The organism is Burkholderia sp. BCC0397 (assembly GCF_902832865.1).
Classification (GTDB): Bacteria; Pseudomonadota; Gammaproteobacteria; order Burkholderiales; family Burkholderiaceae; genus Burkholderia.
This window is the reverse complement of the sequence record NZ_CADFDL010000001.1, coordinates 324,333-342,110: the sequence shown is the minus strand read 5'-3', so window position 1 is coordinate 342,110 and position 17,778 is coordinate 324,333. Positions and strand designations below refer to the sequence as shown.

General features: G+C 68.5%; 13 protein-coding genes and 1 riboswitch. Of the genes, 1 reads left to right on the top strand and 12 read right to left on the bottom strand.

What is annotated here, in order from left to right; all coding sequences use genetic code 11:
* Positions 1-16: 16 nt before the first annotated feature.
* From HWX03_RS01610 to HWX03_RS01585, 6 genes are all read right to left on the bottom strand, one after another.
* Positions 17-616 (bottom strand): hypothetical protein, encoded by a 600-nt coding sequence (locus tag HWX03_RS01610; RefSeq protein ID WP_244132559.1) that lies wholly within the window; start codon positions 614-616, stop codon positions 17-19.
* A gap of 68 nt (positions 617-684) precedes the next feature.
* Complete coding sequence (locus HWX03_RS01605) at positions 685-1,926, bottom strand: voltage-gated chloride channel family protein (RefSeq protein WP_175870017.1); 1,242 nt, start codon at positions 1,924-1,926, stop codon at positions 685-687.
* A 79-nt stretch (positions 1,927-2,005) separates the two neighbouring features.
* Positions 2,006-2,109: riboswitch (Fluoride riboswitch) on the bottom strand.
* 79 nt (positions 2,110-2,188) lie between these two features.
* Positions 2,189-3,208, bottom strand: coding sequence for a chemotaxis response regulator protein-glutamate methylesterase (locus tag HWX03_RS01600; RefSeq protein WP_175819094.1), 1,020 nt, complete (start codon positions 3,206-3,208; stop codon positions 2,189-2,191).
* Positions 3,205-5,514 carry a hybrid sensor histidine kinase/response regulator gene (locus tag HWX03_RS01595; protein WP_175870016.1) on the bottom strand — a complete coding sequence of 770 codons (2,310 nt, stop codon included), beginning with the start codon at positions 5,512-5,514 and terminating at the stop codon, positions 3,205-3,207. Before HWX03_RS01595 ends, HWX03_RS01600 begins: the two co-directional genes overlap by 4 nt.
* Complete coding sequence (locus tag HWX03_RS01590; RefSeq protein ID WP_175870015.1) at positions 5,511-6,218, bottom strand: chemotaxis protein CheW; 708 nt, start codon at positions 6,216-6,218, stop codon at positions 5,511-5,513. Before HWX03_RS01590 ends, HWX03_RS01595 begins: the two co-directional genes overlap by 4 nt.
* A 46-nt stretch (positions 6,219-6,264) precedes the next feature.
* The gene (locus HWX03_RS01585; RefSeq protein ID WP_175870497.1) at positions 6,265-7,683 is read right to left on the bottom strand and encodes a CheR family methyltransferase; all 1,419 of its coding nucleotides are present in this window, start codon (positions 7,681-7,683) and stop codon (positions 6,265-6,267) included.
* 92 nt (positions 7,684-7,775) lie between these two features.
* Here HWX03_RS01585 and HWX03_RS01580 point away from each other — a divergent pair, with 92 nt between their 5' ends.
* Complete coding sequence (locus HWX03_RS01580; RefSeq protein ID WP_175870014.1) at positions 7,776-8,828, top strand: RNA-guided endonuclease TnpB family protein; 1,053 nt, start codon at positions 7,776-7,778, stop codon at positions 8,826-8,828.
* 13 nt (positions 8,829-8,841) lie between these two features.
* Here HWX03_RS01580 and HWX03_RS01575 read toward each other — a convergent pair whose 3' ends face one another.
* The 6 genes from HWX03_RS01575 to HWX03_RS01550 form a co-directional block, all read right to left on the bottom strand.
* Positions 8,842-9,354: a chemotaxis protein CheW gene (locus tag HWX03_RS01575; RefSeq protein WP_175870013.1), complete on the bottom strand. Its 513-nt coding sequence runs from the start codon at positions 9,352-9,354 to the stop codon at positions 8,842-8,844.
* Positions 9,351-11,027, bottom strand: coding sequence for a methyl-accepting chemotaxis protein (locus tag HWX03_RS01570; RefSeq protein ID WP_175870012.1), 1,677 nt, complete (start codon positions 11,025-11,027; stop codon positions 9,351-9,353). Before HWX03_RS01570 ends, HWX03_RS01575 begins: the two co-directional genes overlap by 4 nt.
* A 124-nt stretch (positions 11,028-11,151) precedes the next feature.
* Positions 11,152-12,285 (bottom strand): hybrid sensor histidine kinase/response regulator, encoded by a 1,134-nt coding sequence (locus tag HWX03_RS01565; protein ID WP_175819088.1) that lies wholly within the window; start codon positions 12,283-12,285, stop codon positions 11,152-11,154.
* 488 nt (positions 12,286-12,773) lie between these two features.
* Positions 12,774-14,357, bottom strand: a complete 1,584-nt coding sequence (locus HWX03_RS01560; RefSeq protein WP_175870011.1) for a Na+/H+ antiporter — start codon at positions 14,355-14,357, stop codon at positions 12,774-12,776.
* A 231-nt stretch (positions 14,358-14,588) separates the two neighbouring features.
* Positions 14,589-16,022 (bottom strand): aldehyde dehydrogenase family protein, encoded by a 1,434-nt coding sequence (locus HWX03_RS01555; RefSeq protein ID WP_175870010.1) that lies wholly within the window; start codon positions 16,020-16,022, stop codon positions 14,589-14,591.
* 29 nt (positions 16,023-16,051) lie between these two features.
* Positions 16,052-17,692, bottom strand: a complete 1,641-nt coding sequence (locus tag HWX03_RS01550) for an acetolactate synthase large subunit (RefSeq protein WP_175870009.1) — start codon at positions 17,690-17,692, stop codon at positions 16,052-16,054.
* Positions 17,693-17,778 lie beyond the last annotated feature (86 nt).

Here is a 17,778-nt window from a genome sequence, read left to right as displayed (position 1 = left end):
GCTGATTACCCGCGTGCTAGGTGATCCGCTGGATCACCGAGTACCGGCTGCCGTCGGAAAACACCTCGACCCACGGTTCCGATTCCTCGAACGTCCAGAGGACGAGCTCGAGATCGACCGGCTCGTCCCCGTCGTCGGGCCACGGCATGTTCCATCCGCCCGCGACGGCCACCACCCCGCCCATGTAGAGCGGGCATTGCGCCATCCACTCGCGCTCGTAGTCGTGCGCGGCCGCGCCCTTGAAGTTGCCGTTGAATCCCCAGTCGCGCTGCCAGCCGTGTGCGTCGAGGTACGCGCCGATCGCGGCGGAGCCGAAGCGGAACACCGCGTCGACCGGCGGAAGCGACGTTGCGTCGGAGCGGCACAGCGGGCGGTCGGAGCGGACGGGTTGCGTGGAAATCTCCACACGACCTGACGTGCCGCTTTCGTCGAGATACACGTTCAGCCAGACGCCGTCGCGCTCGACGGAGATGCACAACGCGCCGGCGTCGATCCCATGCCAGTAGCCGGTGACGGGTTCGCCGTCGTCCGCGAAGCGGTACTCGTGGCATGGCCTGGCGAGGCGCTTCGCTTCGGTCAGAAAGTCGTCCAGCGTCATCGGATGTCCGTCAGTCATTTGTTGCACCTTGGGTATCACACGGGGCCGCCGCGATCGAACGATATCGAACCACGGCTGCCCGCGCCTCACTCCGCCTCCCCCTGCGCCCCCTTCCCCACCGCCACGCGCTGCGCGCGATAAATCCCCGCGTGTCCCGAGAACAGATACGCGACCACACAGGCGACGATCGCATACACGCCGATATCCGCGCCGAACAGTTCGATCGCCATGATCGTCGACGCGATCGGCGTGTTCGCCGCGCCCGCGAACACCGCGACGAAGCCGAGCCCCGCGAGCACGGGCGCCGGCAGCGCCAGCACTTGACCGAGTGCATTGCCGAGCGTCGCGCCGATATAGAACAGCGGCGTCACTTCGCCGCCCTTGAACCCCGACGCGAGCGTGACGACGGTGAACGCGAACTTGCCCGCGAAATCGTAAAGCGGCAGCGGGCCGCGAAACGCGGCTTCGATCGTCGGGATGCCGAGACCGAGATACTGCGGCACGTTCAGCACGGTCGCGGCCACGGCGACCAGCAGGCCGCCGAGCACCGGCTGCAGCGGCGCATAGCGGATCACGCGGCGAAACCACGCGGTCAGCGCATGCGTCGCAAACGCGAACAGCCGCCCGACCACGCCGAACGCGATGCCCGCGACGACCGTCACGGCCAGCCCGGTCGCCGATACGGCCGGCACGAACGGAATCGCATAGGCCGTGTGATGGACGCCCCACGCGCGGCACACGACGTCCGCGACGATCGCCGACGCGACGCAGGTCAGCAGCGCGTCGTACCGCACGCGGCCGATCGCGAGCACCTCGAGCCCGAACACGGCGCCCGCGAGCGGCGTGCCGAACACCGACGCGAAGCCGGCCGCGATGCCGCCCATCAGCAGCACGCGACGATGCTCGCGATCGAGGCGGAACAGGTGCGTGACGCGATCGGCGAGCGCGCCGCCCATCTGCACGGCCGTGCCCTCGCGGCCGGCCGACCCGCCGAACAGGTGCGTGACGACGGTCGCGACGAGCACGAGCGGCGCCATCCGCTTCGGCACGAGCGCCTTCGGGTCGTGAATCTCGTCGATCAGCAGGTTGTTGCCGCGCGCGACCGACTGGCCGAAGCGATGGTAGACCCAGCCGGTGGCGAAACCAGCAACCGGCAGCCCCCACAACAGCCACGGATGCGCGACGCGCGTACCGGTCGCCCAGTCGAGCGCGATCAGGAACAGTGCGGAAGCCGTGCCGGCCAGCGCGCCGAGCAGCGCTGAAAGCGCGAGCCAGCGGCACACATAGCGCACGGTCGCGAAAAGATCGGCAGAAGTCGTGAAAAACATGATTTCCAGATTCGACAGGACATCAAAACCTGGGCGGCAGAATACCGCATGGACGGCCTGCGACCTCCTGACGACCCAGGAACACGCAGGCATCATCAGCCGGGCAAACCGGCGGTTGAGGGCCGCACCGCGCGCCACGCGCCGGGAACGACCGCAGGGAGGCATGCCATCTCCGCAGGCCGCGATTGTACGCGACGCCGCGCCACGCACGCAATGCGGACGCCGGCGCGCCGCGAAACGACGGCGCCTGCCCGATGCGCGGTCAGTCGCGCGGCGCGAGCGCGATCCGCGCGATCAACTGGGGCGCGATCTGTTCGAGCGGCAGGATCGCCGACGCCGCGCCGATCGCCGCCGCTGCCTTCGGCATCCCGTACACGGCGCTGGTCGCTTCGTCCTGCGCGATCGTGTAGCAGCCCTTCGCGCGCATCGCCTTCAGGCCGAGCGCGCCGTCGCGTCCCATGCCCGTCAGCAGCACGCCGAGCGCATCGCCCTGCCAGCCGTCCGCGACGCTGTTGAAGAACACGTCGATCGACGGCCGGTACGGCGTTTCGGCCGGATGCCGCGTATAGCCGAGCACGCCGCGCGGCGACAGCGTCAGATGGTCGTTGGTCGCCGCGAGCAGCACCTCGCCCGCTTCCGGCACGCTGCCCTGCCGCGCGACGCGCACCGGCAGCCGCGTATAGCCGTCGAGCCAGTCGGCCATGCCGTACGCGAATGCCTGGTCGACGTGCTGGACGATCACGATCGCGGCCGGGAAATCGGCCGGCAGCGCGCGCAGCAGCGCGGTGAGCGCGGTCGGCCCGCCCGCCGACGCACCGATCGCGACGAGCGTCGGCTGGCCGCGCGTGGGCGCCGGCCCCGGCGGCACGAGCGTCGCGGTGCGGCTTTCGAGCAGCCGGCCGATCTGGTCGATCTTCGCGAGCAGCGCCTGCGGCGACGCATCGGTCGACAGCCCGAGCGCGAGCGTCGGCGTGTCGACCGCGTCGAGCGCGCCCGCGCCCATCGCCTCGTACACCGACGACGTGTTCGCGCTGACGCTCGCCGTCACGATCAGGATCGCGCACGGCGCGCGCGCCATGATCCGACGCGTCGCGGCAACGCCGTCGACCTTCGGCATCACGAGATCCATCAGCACGACGTCGGGCGGATGCGCGACGCAGAAATCCACTGCCTCGTCGCCATCGGTCGCGACCCACAGCACACGATGATCCGCGCGCAGCGCGATCACGCGGCGCAGCGCCTCCACGGCCAGCGGCAGGTCGTTGACGATGCCGATGTTCATCCTCGCGCGCCCCCGATCAGGTCGTGCACGGCATCGAGCAGCGCCTCGTCGTGGAAGCTGCTCTTCGCGAGGTAGTAATCGGCGCCGGCGTCGAGCCCGCGACGGCGATCCTCGTCGCGATCCTTGTACGACACGATCATCACCGGCACGCGCTTGAGCATCGGGTCGCCCTTGATCAGCGTGACGAGTTCGATCCCGTCCATGCGCGGCATGTCGACGTCGGTCACGACGAGATCGAACGCATCGCTGCGCACCGCGTTCCACCCTTCCATCCCGTCGACCGCGACCGTCACGTCGTAGCCGCGTTTTTCCAGCAGCTTGCGTTCGAGCTCGCGCACCGTCAGCGAATCGTCGACGACGAGCACGCGGCGGCGCCGGTCGGCGAGCGCGAGCTGCGGATCGCGCGTGAGCCGCGCGAGCTGGCCGCCGCGCACGAGCTTGTCGACCGAGCGGATCAGGTCCTCGACGTCGACGATCAGCACCGGGTCGCCGTTCTCGAGCAACGCGCCGGCCGCGATGTTCTGGATCTTGTGCAGGCGGCTGTCGAGCGGCTGCACGACGAGCATCCGTTCGCCGAGGAAGCGGTCGACCGCGACGCCGTACAGTTCGGGCTCGGCGCCGACGACCACGACCGCCGTACTGGTGCGCGCCACGTCGGGTGCGCCCGCGTCGAGCAGCTGGTGCGCGGCGACGAGGCCCGCGCGCCGGCCGTCGAACGGAAAATGCGGCTGCCCTTCGAGCACGTCGATGTCGTCGTGCGCGAGTTCGAGCGTGCGCCGCACGTGCGCGAGCGGGAACGCATACGGCTCGCCGCCGACCTCGACGAGCAGGCTGCGGATCACCGACAGCGTGAGCGGCAACTGCAGCACGAAGCGCATGCCGGAACCCGGCTCGTTGAAGATCCGCACCGCGCCGCGCACGCCGCGCACCATCTCCTGCACCGCGTCGAGGCCGACGCCGCGCCCCGATACGTCGGTCACCGCATCGCGCATCGAGAAGCCCGGCAGCAGCAGGAATTCGAGCAGTTCGGGATCGGACAGCCGCGCGGCCGTCTCGTCGTCGGTCAGGCGCTGACGCACGACGGCCGCGCGCAGCGCGTCCATGTCGACGCCCGGCCCGTCGTCGATCACGCTGACGAGCAGCGAGCCGGCGCTGTGGCGCGCCTCGAGCGTGACGCTCGCCTCGGCCGGCTTGCCGCGCGCGTGGCGCGCGTCGGGCGAATCGACGCCGTGGTCGATCGCGTTGCGCAGCAGGTGGCCGAGCGGCGCGTCGAGCAGGTCGAGGATGTCGCGATCGACCTGCGTGCCTTCGCCGACGATCGAGAAACGCACCTGCTTGCCGAGCGAGCGCGCGAGATCGCGGACGATGCGCGGATACGCGCGCGTCGCGTCGCCGAACGGCCGCATCCGGCACTGCAGCGCCTCGTCGTACAGCTGCTCGGCGATATGCGTGCTGCGCCGCTCGAAGCGGTCGAATTCGTCCATGCGCTCGGCGAGCGAGCGCTGCAGGTCGTTGAGCATGTGCCGCACTTCGTTCATCGACGCGAGCATGCCGGCGTCGAGATCGTCGGCGAACTGCTCGTACATCAGGTCGAGCGAACGGGCCGCGTCGCGCTGCGCGCGCTTCACGCGCAGCATCGATTCGGCGAACGGCTTGAGCCAGCGCGATTCGACCAGCGATTCGCCGGACAGGCTCAACAGCCGGTTCAGCGTATCGGCGCGCACCCGGCGCATCGCGCCGGCGCCCGCCACGCGGCCGGCCTGGGCCGGGTCGGGCGCCGTGCCCGACACGGCGAGCGGCGGCACCGCGGCACTGGCCCCGACCGGCTCGTTCGCGGCGCCGTCGTGATCGCGATACGGCACGAACGACGGCGGCACCGGCGGCGGCACGGCGGTCGGCGCCTGCATCGTCTGCGCGCCATCGGCGCCCTTCAGCGCCGCCGCGAACACGTCGATCTCGGTCTGCGACACGGGCTGCCCCTGCGGATCGCCGACGCGCACCAGCAAATCGACGCCGGCCAGCAGCACGTCGACGTGCGTGGCCGTCAGCGCGATCGTGCCGGCCTGCGCGGCGACGAAGCATTCCTCCATCCGCCCGGCGATCTCGACGCCGAGCGGCACGCCGACGATGCGCGCGGCGCCCTTCAGCGAATGCGCGGCGCGCATGCACGCTTCGAGCGCGACGGAATCGGGCTCGCCCGATTCGAGCGCGAGCAGCCGCTCCGACAGCGCCTGGGTCTGCGTGCGCGTCTCCTCGCGATACAGCTCGAGCAGCGACAGGTGGCTCAGGTCGTCATCGCCGCTCATCGCATGCTCCGGGTCACGGCGTCGAACAGACGATCGTCGTCGAGCAGCCCCACCGACTTGCCGCGCCACGACAGCACGCCGCGCGACAGGCCGGCGCTCGCGCGCCCGACCGTCGCAGGCACCGGCACCCAGTCGGACGCGCCGAAACGCAGCACGCCCTCGACTTCGTCGACCGGAAACACGACCGGTTCGCCCTGGTGCGCGGCCACCAGCAGCCGCGTGAAACGGCCGTCGCCGCCGCCGCTGCCGGCGTTGCCGGCCTCGAGGCCGAGCAGCGCGCCGATCGAGATCGCGATGCGCAGCGTGCCGCGGATATTGACCACGCCGCGCACCGCCGAATGGCGGCGATGCGGCAGGGAATGGATCGGGCGCGTGCCGGCGATCTCGCGCAGCACGCCGATCGGCAGCGCGAGCCATTCGTCGGCCACCCGGAACGCGAGCGCCGCATGGCGCGTATCGCCATCGTCGTCGCGCGCATGGGCGGTGCCGAACGCGCTCATCCGGCGCGTGACGTCGGCCATCTCGGCGACGTCGAGCGGACGCTCGAGCAGCTTCGCCGCGTGATAGGCGTAGACCGGGCAGTTCAGGCAGCGCAGGCAGTCGTTCAGCCGCTCGCACGAGCGGTCGCCGCGCGTGCCGATCCGGTTCCAGCAATCGTCGACGTCGAGCGTCGCGTCGTCAGTGGCAGCGGCGGCGCGGTTCATGAATTCCTCTGGTCATCGCGGTGTCGGTCCCATTCCCGTCGTCGTGTCAGCCGGCCGAACGCCGGGCGCGTTCGAGCAGCCATTGCGCGCCCGCACGATCGCCGCCGACGTCGAGCAGCGTCGCGAGATGCGTCAGCGCCTCGTGATGCGTGGGGCGCAGGTACAGCGCCTTTCGGTAGAAGTCGCTCGCTTCCGCGGCGCGCCCGCGCGCATCCGCGATCAGTCCGTTCAGGTAGAACGCATCGGCATGCGGGCCGACGCGCGCCGAGAACTGCGCGAGCACGCGCTCGGCCTCGTCGAACGCGCCCGCGTTCGCCAGGGCCTGCGCATCCTCCAGCGTCGGCGCATCGTCGATCGTCGACGCGATGCCGTCGTAGGCCGGTGCGGCCGCTACGGCGGTCGCCACCGCCAGGTCGGCCCGTGCATCGATGGCGGCCGTCTGCACGGCCGGCGCCGCCACGAACGGCTGACGCACGTCGCCGAGCCAGGCCGGCGGCTCGACGGCCACCACCGGGCGCGGCGCGGCGAGCGGTGCGACCGTGAAGCGCTCCGCACGCCGGTACGGCGCCGCCGCGGGCAGCGGCGCAACCGGCCGGGCCGCGCAGGCATCGGCCGCCGCCGCGCCGGCCGGCTCGCGATGAAACGCGAACGCCAGCGGCACGCGCGCCGAGCGCATCCCGTGCCGCATCGCGACGCCCGTCTCCGCCGGCCCGACGAACAGCATGCCGTCGTCGGCGAGACGCGCGTCGAGCGAGCGGATCACGCGATCCTGCGCATCGCGGTCGAAATAGATCAGCACGTTGCGGCAGAACACGAAGTCGTAGCGAATGCCGTTATCGGCCACCGGTTCGACGAGGTTCGCATGACTGAACTGCACACACGCGCGCACACGCTCGTCGAGCAGCCAGCCGTCGCGGGTCGGCGTGAAATACCGCGTACGAAACTCCGTCGCCGTCCCGCGGAACGCATTGCGCCCGTAACAGCCGAGCCGCGCCTGTTCGATCGCGCGCGCGCTGAGGTCGATCGCGTCGATCGCGAAGCTGCTCGGGTCGAGCCCCGCATCCAGCAACGCCATCGCCGCCGAATACGGCTCCTCGCCCGTCGAACACGGCGCGCTCAGCACGCGGATCACGCGGCCGGGCATCGCGGCGAGCCGTTCGGCGGCCTGCCGCGCGAGCGTGGTAAAGGCTTCACGGTCGCGGAAGAACCACGTCTCAGGGACGACGAACAGCTCGATCAGCGCGCGCCGTTCGTCGGCCGACGCGTTGATCTGCTGCCAGTACGCGTCGAGCGCTTCCGGCGTCACGGGCGGGCGCGCGGCCGACGGCACGCGCTCGCCGTCCGCCTGCAACGCCTGCACGCGATCCGCCAGCGCCCGCATCAGGAAATCGTTGCCGAGCGAATCGGGGTCGATGCCGGTCTCGCGCAGCAACCAGCCGCGAAATCGCGATTCGGACGCGTTCATCAGAATTTGCTCCGAGAAACTCCGCCATTGATGGCGGGAAGGAAAGGCGTGCTGTTGACAAGCAGCTTCTTCCACGGGTTAGGATCACCTGCATGATCCTTGTCTACCGCTACCGGGTGAAGTCGCTCAACGGACTGCTCAACAAGCAGAGCCGTGCGGTGAACTACGTCTGGAACTTCTGCAATGACACGCAGAAGCACGCGCTCAAGTGGAGCAAGAAGTGGCCGACGGGATTCGATCTGAACGTGCTGACGACGGGGAGCAGCAAGGCGCTCGGCATCCACTCCGGCACGGTCAACGCAACGTGCGAGCAATATGCGAAGTCGCGCAGTCAACACCGACGCCCGTACCTGCGCTATCGCGGCAGGAAGTCGCTCGGCTGGGTACCGCTGAAGGGGCGTGACCTGAAGCGCGAGGGTGACGCGTTCCGTTTCGCCGGCAACACCTTTCGTGTGTTCAACAGCCGGCCGCTTCCCGAAGGCAAGATCAAGGACGGGACCAACTTTGCGCAGGATGCACGCGGCAACTGGTTTCTCAACATCGTGATCGAGATGCCGGATGTGCAGGCCCGCCCGATCCGTTCCGGCGTCGGCATCGATCTCGGTCTGAAAGACTTCGCCACACTTTCGACCGGCGAGAAACTGCCCAATGACCAGTTCGGTCGACGAGCGGCGGAAAAGCTGGCGAAAGCGCAACGGGCGCGAAAGCACAGGCGGCATATCGCGAAACTGCACGCCAAGGTGGCGAATGCGCGTGCCGATTTCCAGCACAAGCTGGCACTCGATCTGGTGCGGCATTTCGATTACATCGCGGTCGGCAACGTGTCGGCCGCGAAGCTCGCCAGAACCAGGATGGCGAAGAGCGTCTACGACGCGTCCTGGTCGTCCTTCCGGAACAAGCTCCGCTACAAAGCGATCGCGCACGGGGCTACGTTCGAGGAAGTTGACGAAAGCGGTTCCACCCAGTCCTGTTCGGCGTGCGGGTCGAAAGACAGCACGACGCGGCCGAAAGGTATCGCGGGACTGCGAGTAAGAGAATGGGCCTGCAGTGGATGTGGTGTCGTGCATGATCGTGATATCAACGCTGCGCTGAACATTCTCCGATGCGGACGTGCATCGCCAGGTGTGGGAATCCTCCGCCTTTAGGCGTAGGAGGACGTCAAGCGGATTCCTCCCCGTGGCCCGACAGGCCGTCGACCAGATACAGGCGTGCCACGTCGTCGATCAGGTCGGACACGGACACCTGCTGCACGACGCCGTCGGGCGTGTTCGCGACCCGCCCGAGCCAGCGCGTGCGCGCGGTCGACACGCCGCTGGTGCGGAACGCCGCGCGGTCGATCCGCATCGTCTGCGTCGCCCGCTCGACGATCAGGCCGATCGTACGCTCGCCATCGGCATGACCGGCGCGATAGCGGACCATCACGAGCCGCGTCGAGCGCAGCGCCTGCGCGCGCCGCCCGAGCGCCAGCATCGGCACGTCGATCACCGGCACCGGCTGGCCGCCGCGCATCAGCAGCCCGGCGATCCAGTCGGGCGCGCCGGGCACCGCCTTCATCACGGCGAGCGGCAGCACCTCTTCGATGCCGGCCGCGTCGAGCGCATAGCGTTCGCCGTCGAGCTCGAACATCAGGAACAGCGCATGCGCGCCGTGCTGCGGATCGGCGCGCGTCACGCGTCGACCTTGAAGCGCGACACGCTGGTGCGCAACTGGTTCGCGACGAGCGTCAGGTCGTCGATCGCCTGCGACGACTGGCGCAGCGACTCGGCCGTCTGCTGCGCGGCCTCCGACAGCTGCGACAGCGCCTGCGTGATCTGCTCGGCACCGTTCGCCTGCGTCTGCATCCCTTCGTTGACCATCTGGAAGCGCGGCGCGAGCGTCTGCACCTCGGCGATGATCTGCGACAGCTGCCCGCCGACCTGCTGTACGTCGAGCATCCCGCGGCGCACTTCCTCGGAGAACTTGTCCATCCCCATCACGCCCGCCGACACGGCCGACTGGATCTCCTTCACCGTCTGCTCGATGTCGTAGGTCGCGACGGCCGTCTGGTCGGCCAGGCGGCGGATCTCGGTCGCGACGACCGCGAAGCCGCGGCCGTACTCGCCGGCCTTCTCGGCCTCGATCGCCGCGTTCAGCGACAGCAGGTTGGTCTGGTCGGCCACCTTGGTGATCGTCGCGACCACCTGGTTGATGTTCAGCGCCTTCTCGTTGAGGATCGCGAGCTTCGCGTTCACCGAGCCGGCCGCGTCCATCACGCTGCGCATCGTCTCGCCCATCCGCGTGAGCCCGCTCTGGCTCACGCCCGCGAGCGTCGCCGACTGCTCGGCCACGCCGGCCACCTCGTTCATCGTGCGCAGCAGGTCGCGCGACGTCGCGAAGATCTCGCGCGAGGTCGCGCCGATCTCGGTCGTCGTCGCCGCGGTCTCGTTCGCGGTGGCCTGCTGCTCGCGCGACGTCGCCGCGATCTCGGCGACCGACGTCGTCACCTGCAGCGACGACTGCTGCGCGCGCGAGACCAGCTCGGTCAGCTCGTCCGCCATCCGGTTGAAGCCGGTCTCGAGCGTGCCGAATTCGTCGCGGCGGCGCAGGTCGAGGCGGCGCGTCAGGTTGCCGGTGCGCATCACGTCGTGCACCTCGACGAGCCGCGCCATCGGCACGGTGACCGAGCGGTACAGCATGTAGCCGAGCCCGAGCGCGGACAGCAGCATGAACGTCAGCGCGGTCGCCAACACGACCTCGGTGTCCTGCACGGATTCGCGGATCAGCTTCGCGGACTGCTCCGCGAACTTGCGGTTCTCCTGCACCAGCACGTTCGCGTTGCGCACGACCTCGGTCCACGCGGGCAGCACTTTCGCGTACGCGGCGACTGCCTCGTCGTGCGATGCGCGGCTCTTCTGCGCCGCGTCGTTCAGCAACGGCACGTAGTGATCGTAGGCGCCGCGGAACGCCGTGAAGCGCTGCCGGTCGTCGTCGCGGAACGTCGTGTTCTGGTAGTCCACCGACAGCGATTCGACGTCCTTCAGCGCGTCGGCGATCTTCGCGAGATTGCGCTGCACGGTTTCGGGCCCGGTCTCGACGAAGGTCGCCTGCTGCAGCAGCATGAACGATTCGTTGACCGCGCCGCGCAGCGACGACGCGAGGTAGACGCCGGGCAGCGAGTCGCGCTCGATGCTGACGGCTTCGGCGTTGATCGCGCGCAGTCGCTCGTACGACACGCCGGCTGTCACCAGCATCAGCACGAACAGCACGCCGAAGCTGAGCAGGATGCGATTGCCGAGCGTCAGCCGGGCAGCGCCGATCGTCGGATGCAGGCTTTCATTGGTCGCGCGGGGCGTCACGGTAGCCATGTTCGTTATGGGCTTTCTAAATTCAGCGTTGAAAAAATCCGCGCCCGCCTGCGCGCCGGGTGGCGCGCCACGAGCGCATCGGGGTCTCGCGGGCGGCGCGGCGCCGGCAGGCCGCGCCGCGACATCACCGCTCCGCTTGCGCCGGCAGCCGGAGCGCGACCATGAAGCCGCGCGCCGTATTGCGCATCAGGATCTGGCCGCGATGCCGCGCCGCCGTCGCGCGGACGAACGCGAGGCCGAGGCCGAAACCGCTGCGCGCCGCGCCGTGCGCGGATTCGAGCTGCACGAACGACTCGGTCGCGGCCGTGCGCTGTTCCGGCGCGATGCCGGCGCCGGCATCCTCGACGCCGATCAGCCAGGCGCCGTCGTCGCCGCTCAGCGTGCAATGTACGTCCATCCCGGCCGGGCCGTACTTCAGCCCGTTGTCGATCAGGTTCGCGACCGCGCGCGTCAGCATCATGCGGTCGCCCATCGTCACGCACTCGCTATCGGGCACGTGCGCGGTCACCCGGCAGCCGAGCCCGGCCGCCTTCTCCCACAGCTGGTCGACGGCGTCGAGCACGATCTCGTTGAGACTCACGACCTCGTGCGCGCGGCGCTCGGACTGCGCGCGGGTCAGGTGGATGAAGCCGTCGGCGAGCGCGAGCGCGCGCCGCGCATGGCCGGCGATGCGCTCCATGATCGCCGGCATGTCGCCGTGTTCGGTCCGGTAGACGTCGAGCAGCGCGAGGATCGACGTCTGCGGCGAGCGCATGTCGTGCGACAGGAAATCGAGCGCCTCGTCGCGCTGCCGCGACATCAGGTACGAATTCGAGTGATAGCGGATGCGCGCGGTCAGCTCCATCGCGTCGGGAAGCTTCACCAGATAGTCGTTCGCGCCGGCAATGAACGCCTCGCGCTTGACGATCGGCTCCTCCTTCGCGGACAGCACGATGATCGGCACGCGTGCGGTGCCGGCGTCCGCGCGCCAGGCGCGCACGAGATCGAGGCCGTCGATCTCCGGCATCACGAGATCCTGCAGGATGACCGTCGGCTTCACGTCGCGCGCGACCGCCATCGCCCGATGTGCGTCGGTGCACACGTGCAGGTCGATGTCGTGCTCGCTGCGCAGCGCGCGGCGGATCACCTCGCCGACGAACGGCTGGTCGTCGACGAGGAGGACCGATAACCCCGATTCGAGGCAATCCGAGGCATTATCACTGCTCGATTCTTTCATAAATACAGTTTCAAACGCCGAATCTCCAATCGATTCTTTCATAGGAGTTGTTTATCCGACTTGGACACTATCTTATATTGGCAGTTGTAAAAACCGCCTGATTCCGCCGATTTGGCCTGTCGGCACTGCCATGCAGGGCTTCGGACGCCGCTTGTTCCCCCGTCGACGACCGCATTACCTCCGCATTCTTTCTCTCAATAAACATAACCGGCTGATTCTAAATGAAATTAGAACACAGCATCTATCTCGTTCCGGTTTAGTTTTGCCAAATATGCAGAAAGAGACGGAAACAGATAAATCGGATCATTTCCGGATTCGGAAGACGATAACGTTTGCGAGACCGCCGCGATGAGGTTTGCATGCGCTGCAAGGCTGGGGGCCGGTCGGATAGGAAGTCGTATTGGGGGCCGGATTCGGATACCCGGCATCGGCACGCGGGAGAAGAAAAATCGCGCGACGGACGCTCGACCCGCGTGCGTTTCAGGGCCGGCAGGCCGCCGGCCCGTGCGATGCGCGCGCCGCGCGCCCGCTTACCCGCGTGCGTGCTGCGCGGACACTTCCTGCAGGTCGAGGTCGCGTTCGAGCGTGTGCAGCATCTCGTCGTGGATGCGCCCGGACCGGTGCAGGCGCAACAGTTCGGCGCGCCCGGCCCGGATCGCGGCCAGCACCACGTCGTAGTGCGCCGTGCGCACTTCCGCCGGATACGCGGGCTCGTTCTTGGCCCGTTCGGTCAGCTCGGCACGATACGTGTATTGCTCGAGCAGGCGCGGATGGATCACGACGCCGCTCTCGTTCCGCACGAGCGGCTGGATCGCCGCGAGCTGCGCGGCCTCGACGTACGCCCACGTCTGCGGCTCGGTCAGATGGTGCGCCGCGCGCTCGTCGCGCTGCGGCAGGCGCAGCAGCCGGATCAGCGGCCCGATCGTCGTGCCCTGCAGCAGCACGGTGACGAGGATCACCGCGAACGACGCGACCAGGATCACGTCGCGGCCGGGCAGCGCCTCGGGCAGCGACAGCGCGATCGCCAGCGTCACCACGCCGCGCATGCCGGCCCAGCTCATGATCGTCGCGGCCTTCCAGTCGGGCGCCTCGCCGCGCCGCGCGAGGCCGCGCACCGGCCACTTCAGCGCCTCGACCGCGTAGATCCACACGAAGCGCGACAGGATCACCGCCGCCAGCACCGCGAGCACCGGCGGCACCATCGTGCCGAGCACCTGCTCGAAGCCGCCGAGCCGGTGGATCGCGCCGCGCAGCGACAGCCCGATCAGCACGAACACCATCGCCTCGAACAGGAACACGATGACCTGCCAGAACGCGGTGCCGCGCGTGCGCACGGCCGCCGAGAACACCTCGTGCTGATGCCAGCCGACGATCATGCCGGCCGTCACCGTCGCGATCACGCCCGACACCTCGACCATTTCGCCCGCGATGTACGCGATCCAGCCGGCGATCACCGCGACGGTAATCACGAGGTAGTCGTCGTCGAGCAGCTTCAGGAACCACACGACGAGCTTGCCGACCACGAAGCCGACCACCACGCCGCCGAGCCCGAGCTCCGCGAAGCGCACGACCGCATGCTCGAGGCTGAACGCGCCGGTGAGCGCGGCCGCGACCGCGAAGCGGAACAGCACGAGGCCGGCCGCGTCGTTCAGCAGGCTCTCGCCTTCGAGCAATACCATCAGCCGGCGCGGCAGCGCGACGCGTTCGAGCACGGCCTTCGCGGCGACCGCATCGGGCGGCGACACGATCGCGCCGAGCGCGAAGCATGCGGCCCACGGCAGCGCCGGCACCACCCAGTGCACGGCGAAGCCGACCGCGAACGTCGTGAACACGACCGCGCCGATCGCCAGCATCAGGATGCCGCCGACGTTGCGCTTGAATTCTTCCCACACGGAGAAGTACGCACCGTCCATCAACAGCGGCGGCAGGAACACCAGCAGCACCAGCTCGGGATCGAGGTTGATCGGCGGCAGGCCGGGGATGAACGCGATGCCGATGCCGCCGATCAGCAGCGCGGCCGCGGGCGGCAGCCGCAGCCGCTTGGCGATGCATTCGAGCGCGACGATCGCGAGGAAGGACAACAGAACCAGCTTGAATGCCGAGACGGGGGACATGAATCGACCTCGTGAAGAATGAATGCGCGCTTTCCGGCGTCGTACCCCGGTCGGCGGTTTCGCGCGATTACATCACGAGGCGAGGCCCGTAGTCGAGCCTGTATCGGGCGACCGGCCGCGCACAACACGCGCGGTGCCGTGCCGCTGCGCGACGCACCATGAAAAACGGCACGCGGGCCGGCCCGATCGCCCGCCCGCGTGCCGTCGCGGCACCCCGCCGCCTGCCGCGCGTTACCGACGCCGCACCACCATCAGCCGCGGCTCGGTCATGTCCTCGATCGCGTAGCGGATGCCTTCGCGGCCGAGGCCCGAATCCTTCACGCCGCCATACGGCATGTTGTCGACGCGGAACGACGGCACGTCGTTGATCACGACGCCGCCGACCTCCAGTTCGTCCCACGCGCGGTGCGCATGCGTGAGCGAATCGGTGAACACGCCGGCCTGCAGCCCGAAGTCGCTGTCGTTCACGCGCGCGAGCGCGTCGTCGAAGCGGTCGAACTTCTCGAGGATCGCAACCGGGCCGAACGCCTCCTTCCGGTACAGGTCCTGCTCGCGCCCGACGTTTTCCAGCAGCGTCGCCTCGAACATCGCGCCGTCGACCTTGCCGCCCGCGACGATCTTCGCGCCCGCCGCGACGGCCGCGTCCATCCAGCCCGACAGCCGGCGCGACTCGGATTCGGAGATCATCGGGCCGACGAAGGTCGACGGATCCTTCGGATCGCCCATCTTCAGCGAACGCGTCTTCGCGATCAGCTTCTCGCGCAGCGCGTCGTAGAGGTCGGCATGCACGAGAATCCGCTGCACGCCGATGCAGCTCTGGCCCGACTGGTAGTACGCGCCGAACGCGAGCCGCTCGACCACGTAGTCGAGCCGGTCGCGCTGGTCCGCATCGACGATCGCCGCCGCGTTGCCGCCGAGCTCCAGCACGACTTTCTTCTTGCCGGCCTTCTCCTTCAGCGCCCAGCCTACCGCCGGCGAACCGGTGAACGACAGCAGCTTGAAGCGTTCGTCGGTCGTGAACAGGTCGGCGCCGTCGCGATGCGCGGGCAGCACCGAGAACGCGCCCTTCGGCAGGTCGGTTTCCGCGAGCACCTCGCCGATGATCAGCGCGCCGATCGGCGTGCGGCTCGCCGGCTTCAGCACGAACGGACAGCCGGCCGCGAGCGCGGGCGCGACCTTGTGCGCGGCGAGGTTCAACGGGAAGTTGAACGGCGAGATGAACGAGCACGGGCCGACCGGCACGCGCTTCGTGTAGCCCGTATAGCCCTGCGCCCGCGCGGAGATCTCGAGGTTGACGATCTCGCCGTCGATGCGCACCGATTCCTCGGACGCGACGCGGAACGTGTCGATCAGCCGCGTCACTTCGCCCTTCGAATCGTTGATCGGCTTGCCGGCCTCGATGCACAGCGCCTCGGCCAGTTCGTCGAAACGTTCGCGAAACCGCGCGACGCAATGATCGAGCACGGCCTGCCGCTTGTAGGCGGGCATCTCGCGCATCGGCTTCGCGGCGTCGACCGCCGCGGCGATCGCCGCATCGATCGCCTTCGCGTCGGCCAGCGCGACGCGCGTGGCGACCTTGCCGCTGAACTTGTCGGTCACCTCCAGATCGGTGTTCGCGTAGACGGCTTCGTTGGCGAGGTAGTACGGATAGGTTTCCTTCAACATGGAACGACTCCTTCCTGTGAACGGGGAATTCAGAGTTGCGCCGACAGGCGCTTGATCTCGCGGTTCAGCACGCGCTCGTTGTCCGAGTAGTCGATCGGCACGTCGATCACGTGCACGCCCGGCGACGAGAAGCATTCGCGCAGCAGCGGCTCGAGATCGTCGGCCGACTCGACGCGGTGCCCGTGCGCGCCGTAGCTTTGCGCGTACGACACGAAATCGGGGTTCTGCAGCGTCATCGCGAAATCGGGGAAATTCATGTTCTCCTGCTTCCAGCGGATCATCCCGAACGCGTCGTCGCGCAGGATCATCACGACGATGTCGAGCTTCAGCCGCACGGCCGTTTCGAGCTCCTGCGAATTCATCATGAAGCCGCCGTCGCCGCACACGGCGATCACCTTGCGCTGCGGATGCACGATCTTCGTCGCGATCGCCGACGGCAGGCCCGCCCCCATCGACGCGAGCGCGTTGTCGAGCAACAGCGAATTCGGCTCGTGCGCCCGCCAGTAACGCGCGAACCAGATCTTGTACATCCCGTTGTCGAGGCAGACGATGCCGTCGAGCGGCAGCGCGTTGTACAGGTCGTTGACGATCCGCACCGGGTACATCGGGAAGCGCGGATCGTGCTGGCCCTTTTCCAGATGCGCGTCGAAATGCGCCTTGATCATCGTGAAGCGCTCGAAATCCCAGTGCGATTGCGGCGTCACCGCTTCCTTCATCTGCCACACCGCGTTCGCGATGTCGCCGACCACCTCGATCTGCGGGAAATAGACGGGGTCGACCTGCGCGCCGAGGAAGTTCACGTGGATCACGGTCTTGTCGTCGGTGCGCATGAAGAACGGCGGCTTCTCGATCACGTCGTGGCCGACGTTGATGATGCAATCCGCATGCTCGATCGCGCGATGCACGAAGTCGCCGTCGGACAGCGTCGCGTTGCCGAGCCACAGCGGGTGCGTCTCGTCGATCACGCCCTTGCCCATCTGCGTCGTGAAGAACGGGATGCCCGTCTTGTCGACGAATTCGAGCAGCATCTTGCAGGTGGTCTTGCGGTTGCCGCCCGCGCCGATCATCAGGAGCGGATGGCGCGCGGCCTGGATCGCGTCGACCGCGTGCGCGACCGCCTTCTCCTCCGCCACCGGCCGCCGGCTGTAGCTGCGCGGGATCGGCTTGCCGTCGCCCTCCTCGTGCGCGATGTCTTCGGGCAGCTCGAGGTGCGCGGCGCCCGGGCGCTCCTCCTCCGCGCGGCGGAACGCTTCGCGCACGGCCGACGGGATGTTGCCGATCGACACGATCTGCCGCGTGAACTTCGTGAGCGGCTGCATCATGTCGACCACGTCGACGATCTGGAAGTGGCCCTGCTTGCTGGACTTGATCGGCTTCTGCCCGGTGATCATCAGCATCGGCATCCCGCCGAGCTGCGCATACGCGGCAGCCGTCACGAAGTTCGTCGCGCCCGGCCCGAGCGTCGCGAGACACACGCCGGTGCGGCCCGTGAGGCGGCCGTAGGTGGCGGCCATGAACCCGGCCGCCTGCTCGTGCCGGGTCAGCACGAGCTTGATCGTCGATCGCCGCAGCGATTCGAGCAGATCGAGGTTTTCTTCACCTGGAATACCGAACACGTACTCGACGCCTTCGGCTTCCAGCGCCTTCACGAACAGATCCGATGCTTTCATGGGGACTCTCGGTTATGCCGCCTGCCCGGCCTACGGACACGCGGCGTTCAGGACGCGCGCCGGCCTACGGCACGCGGACGCCTTAC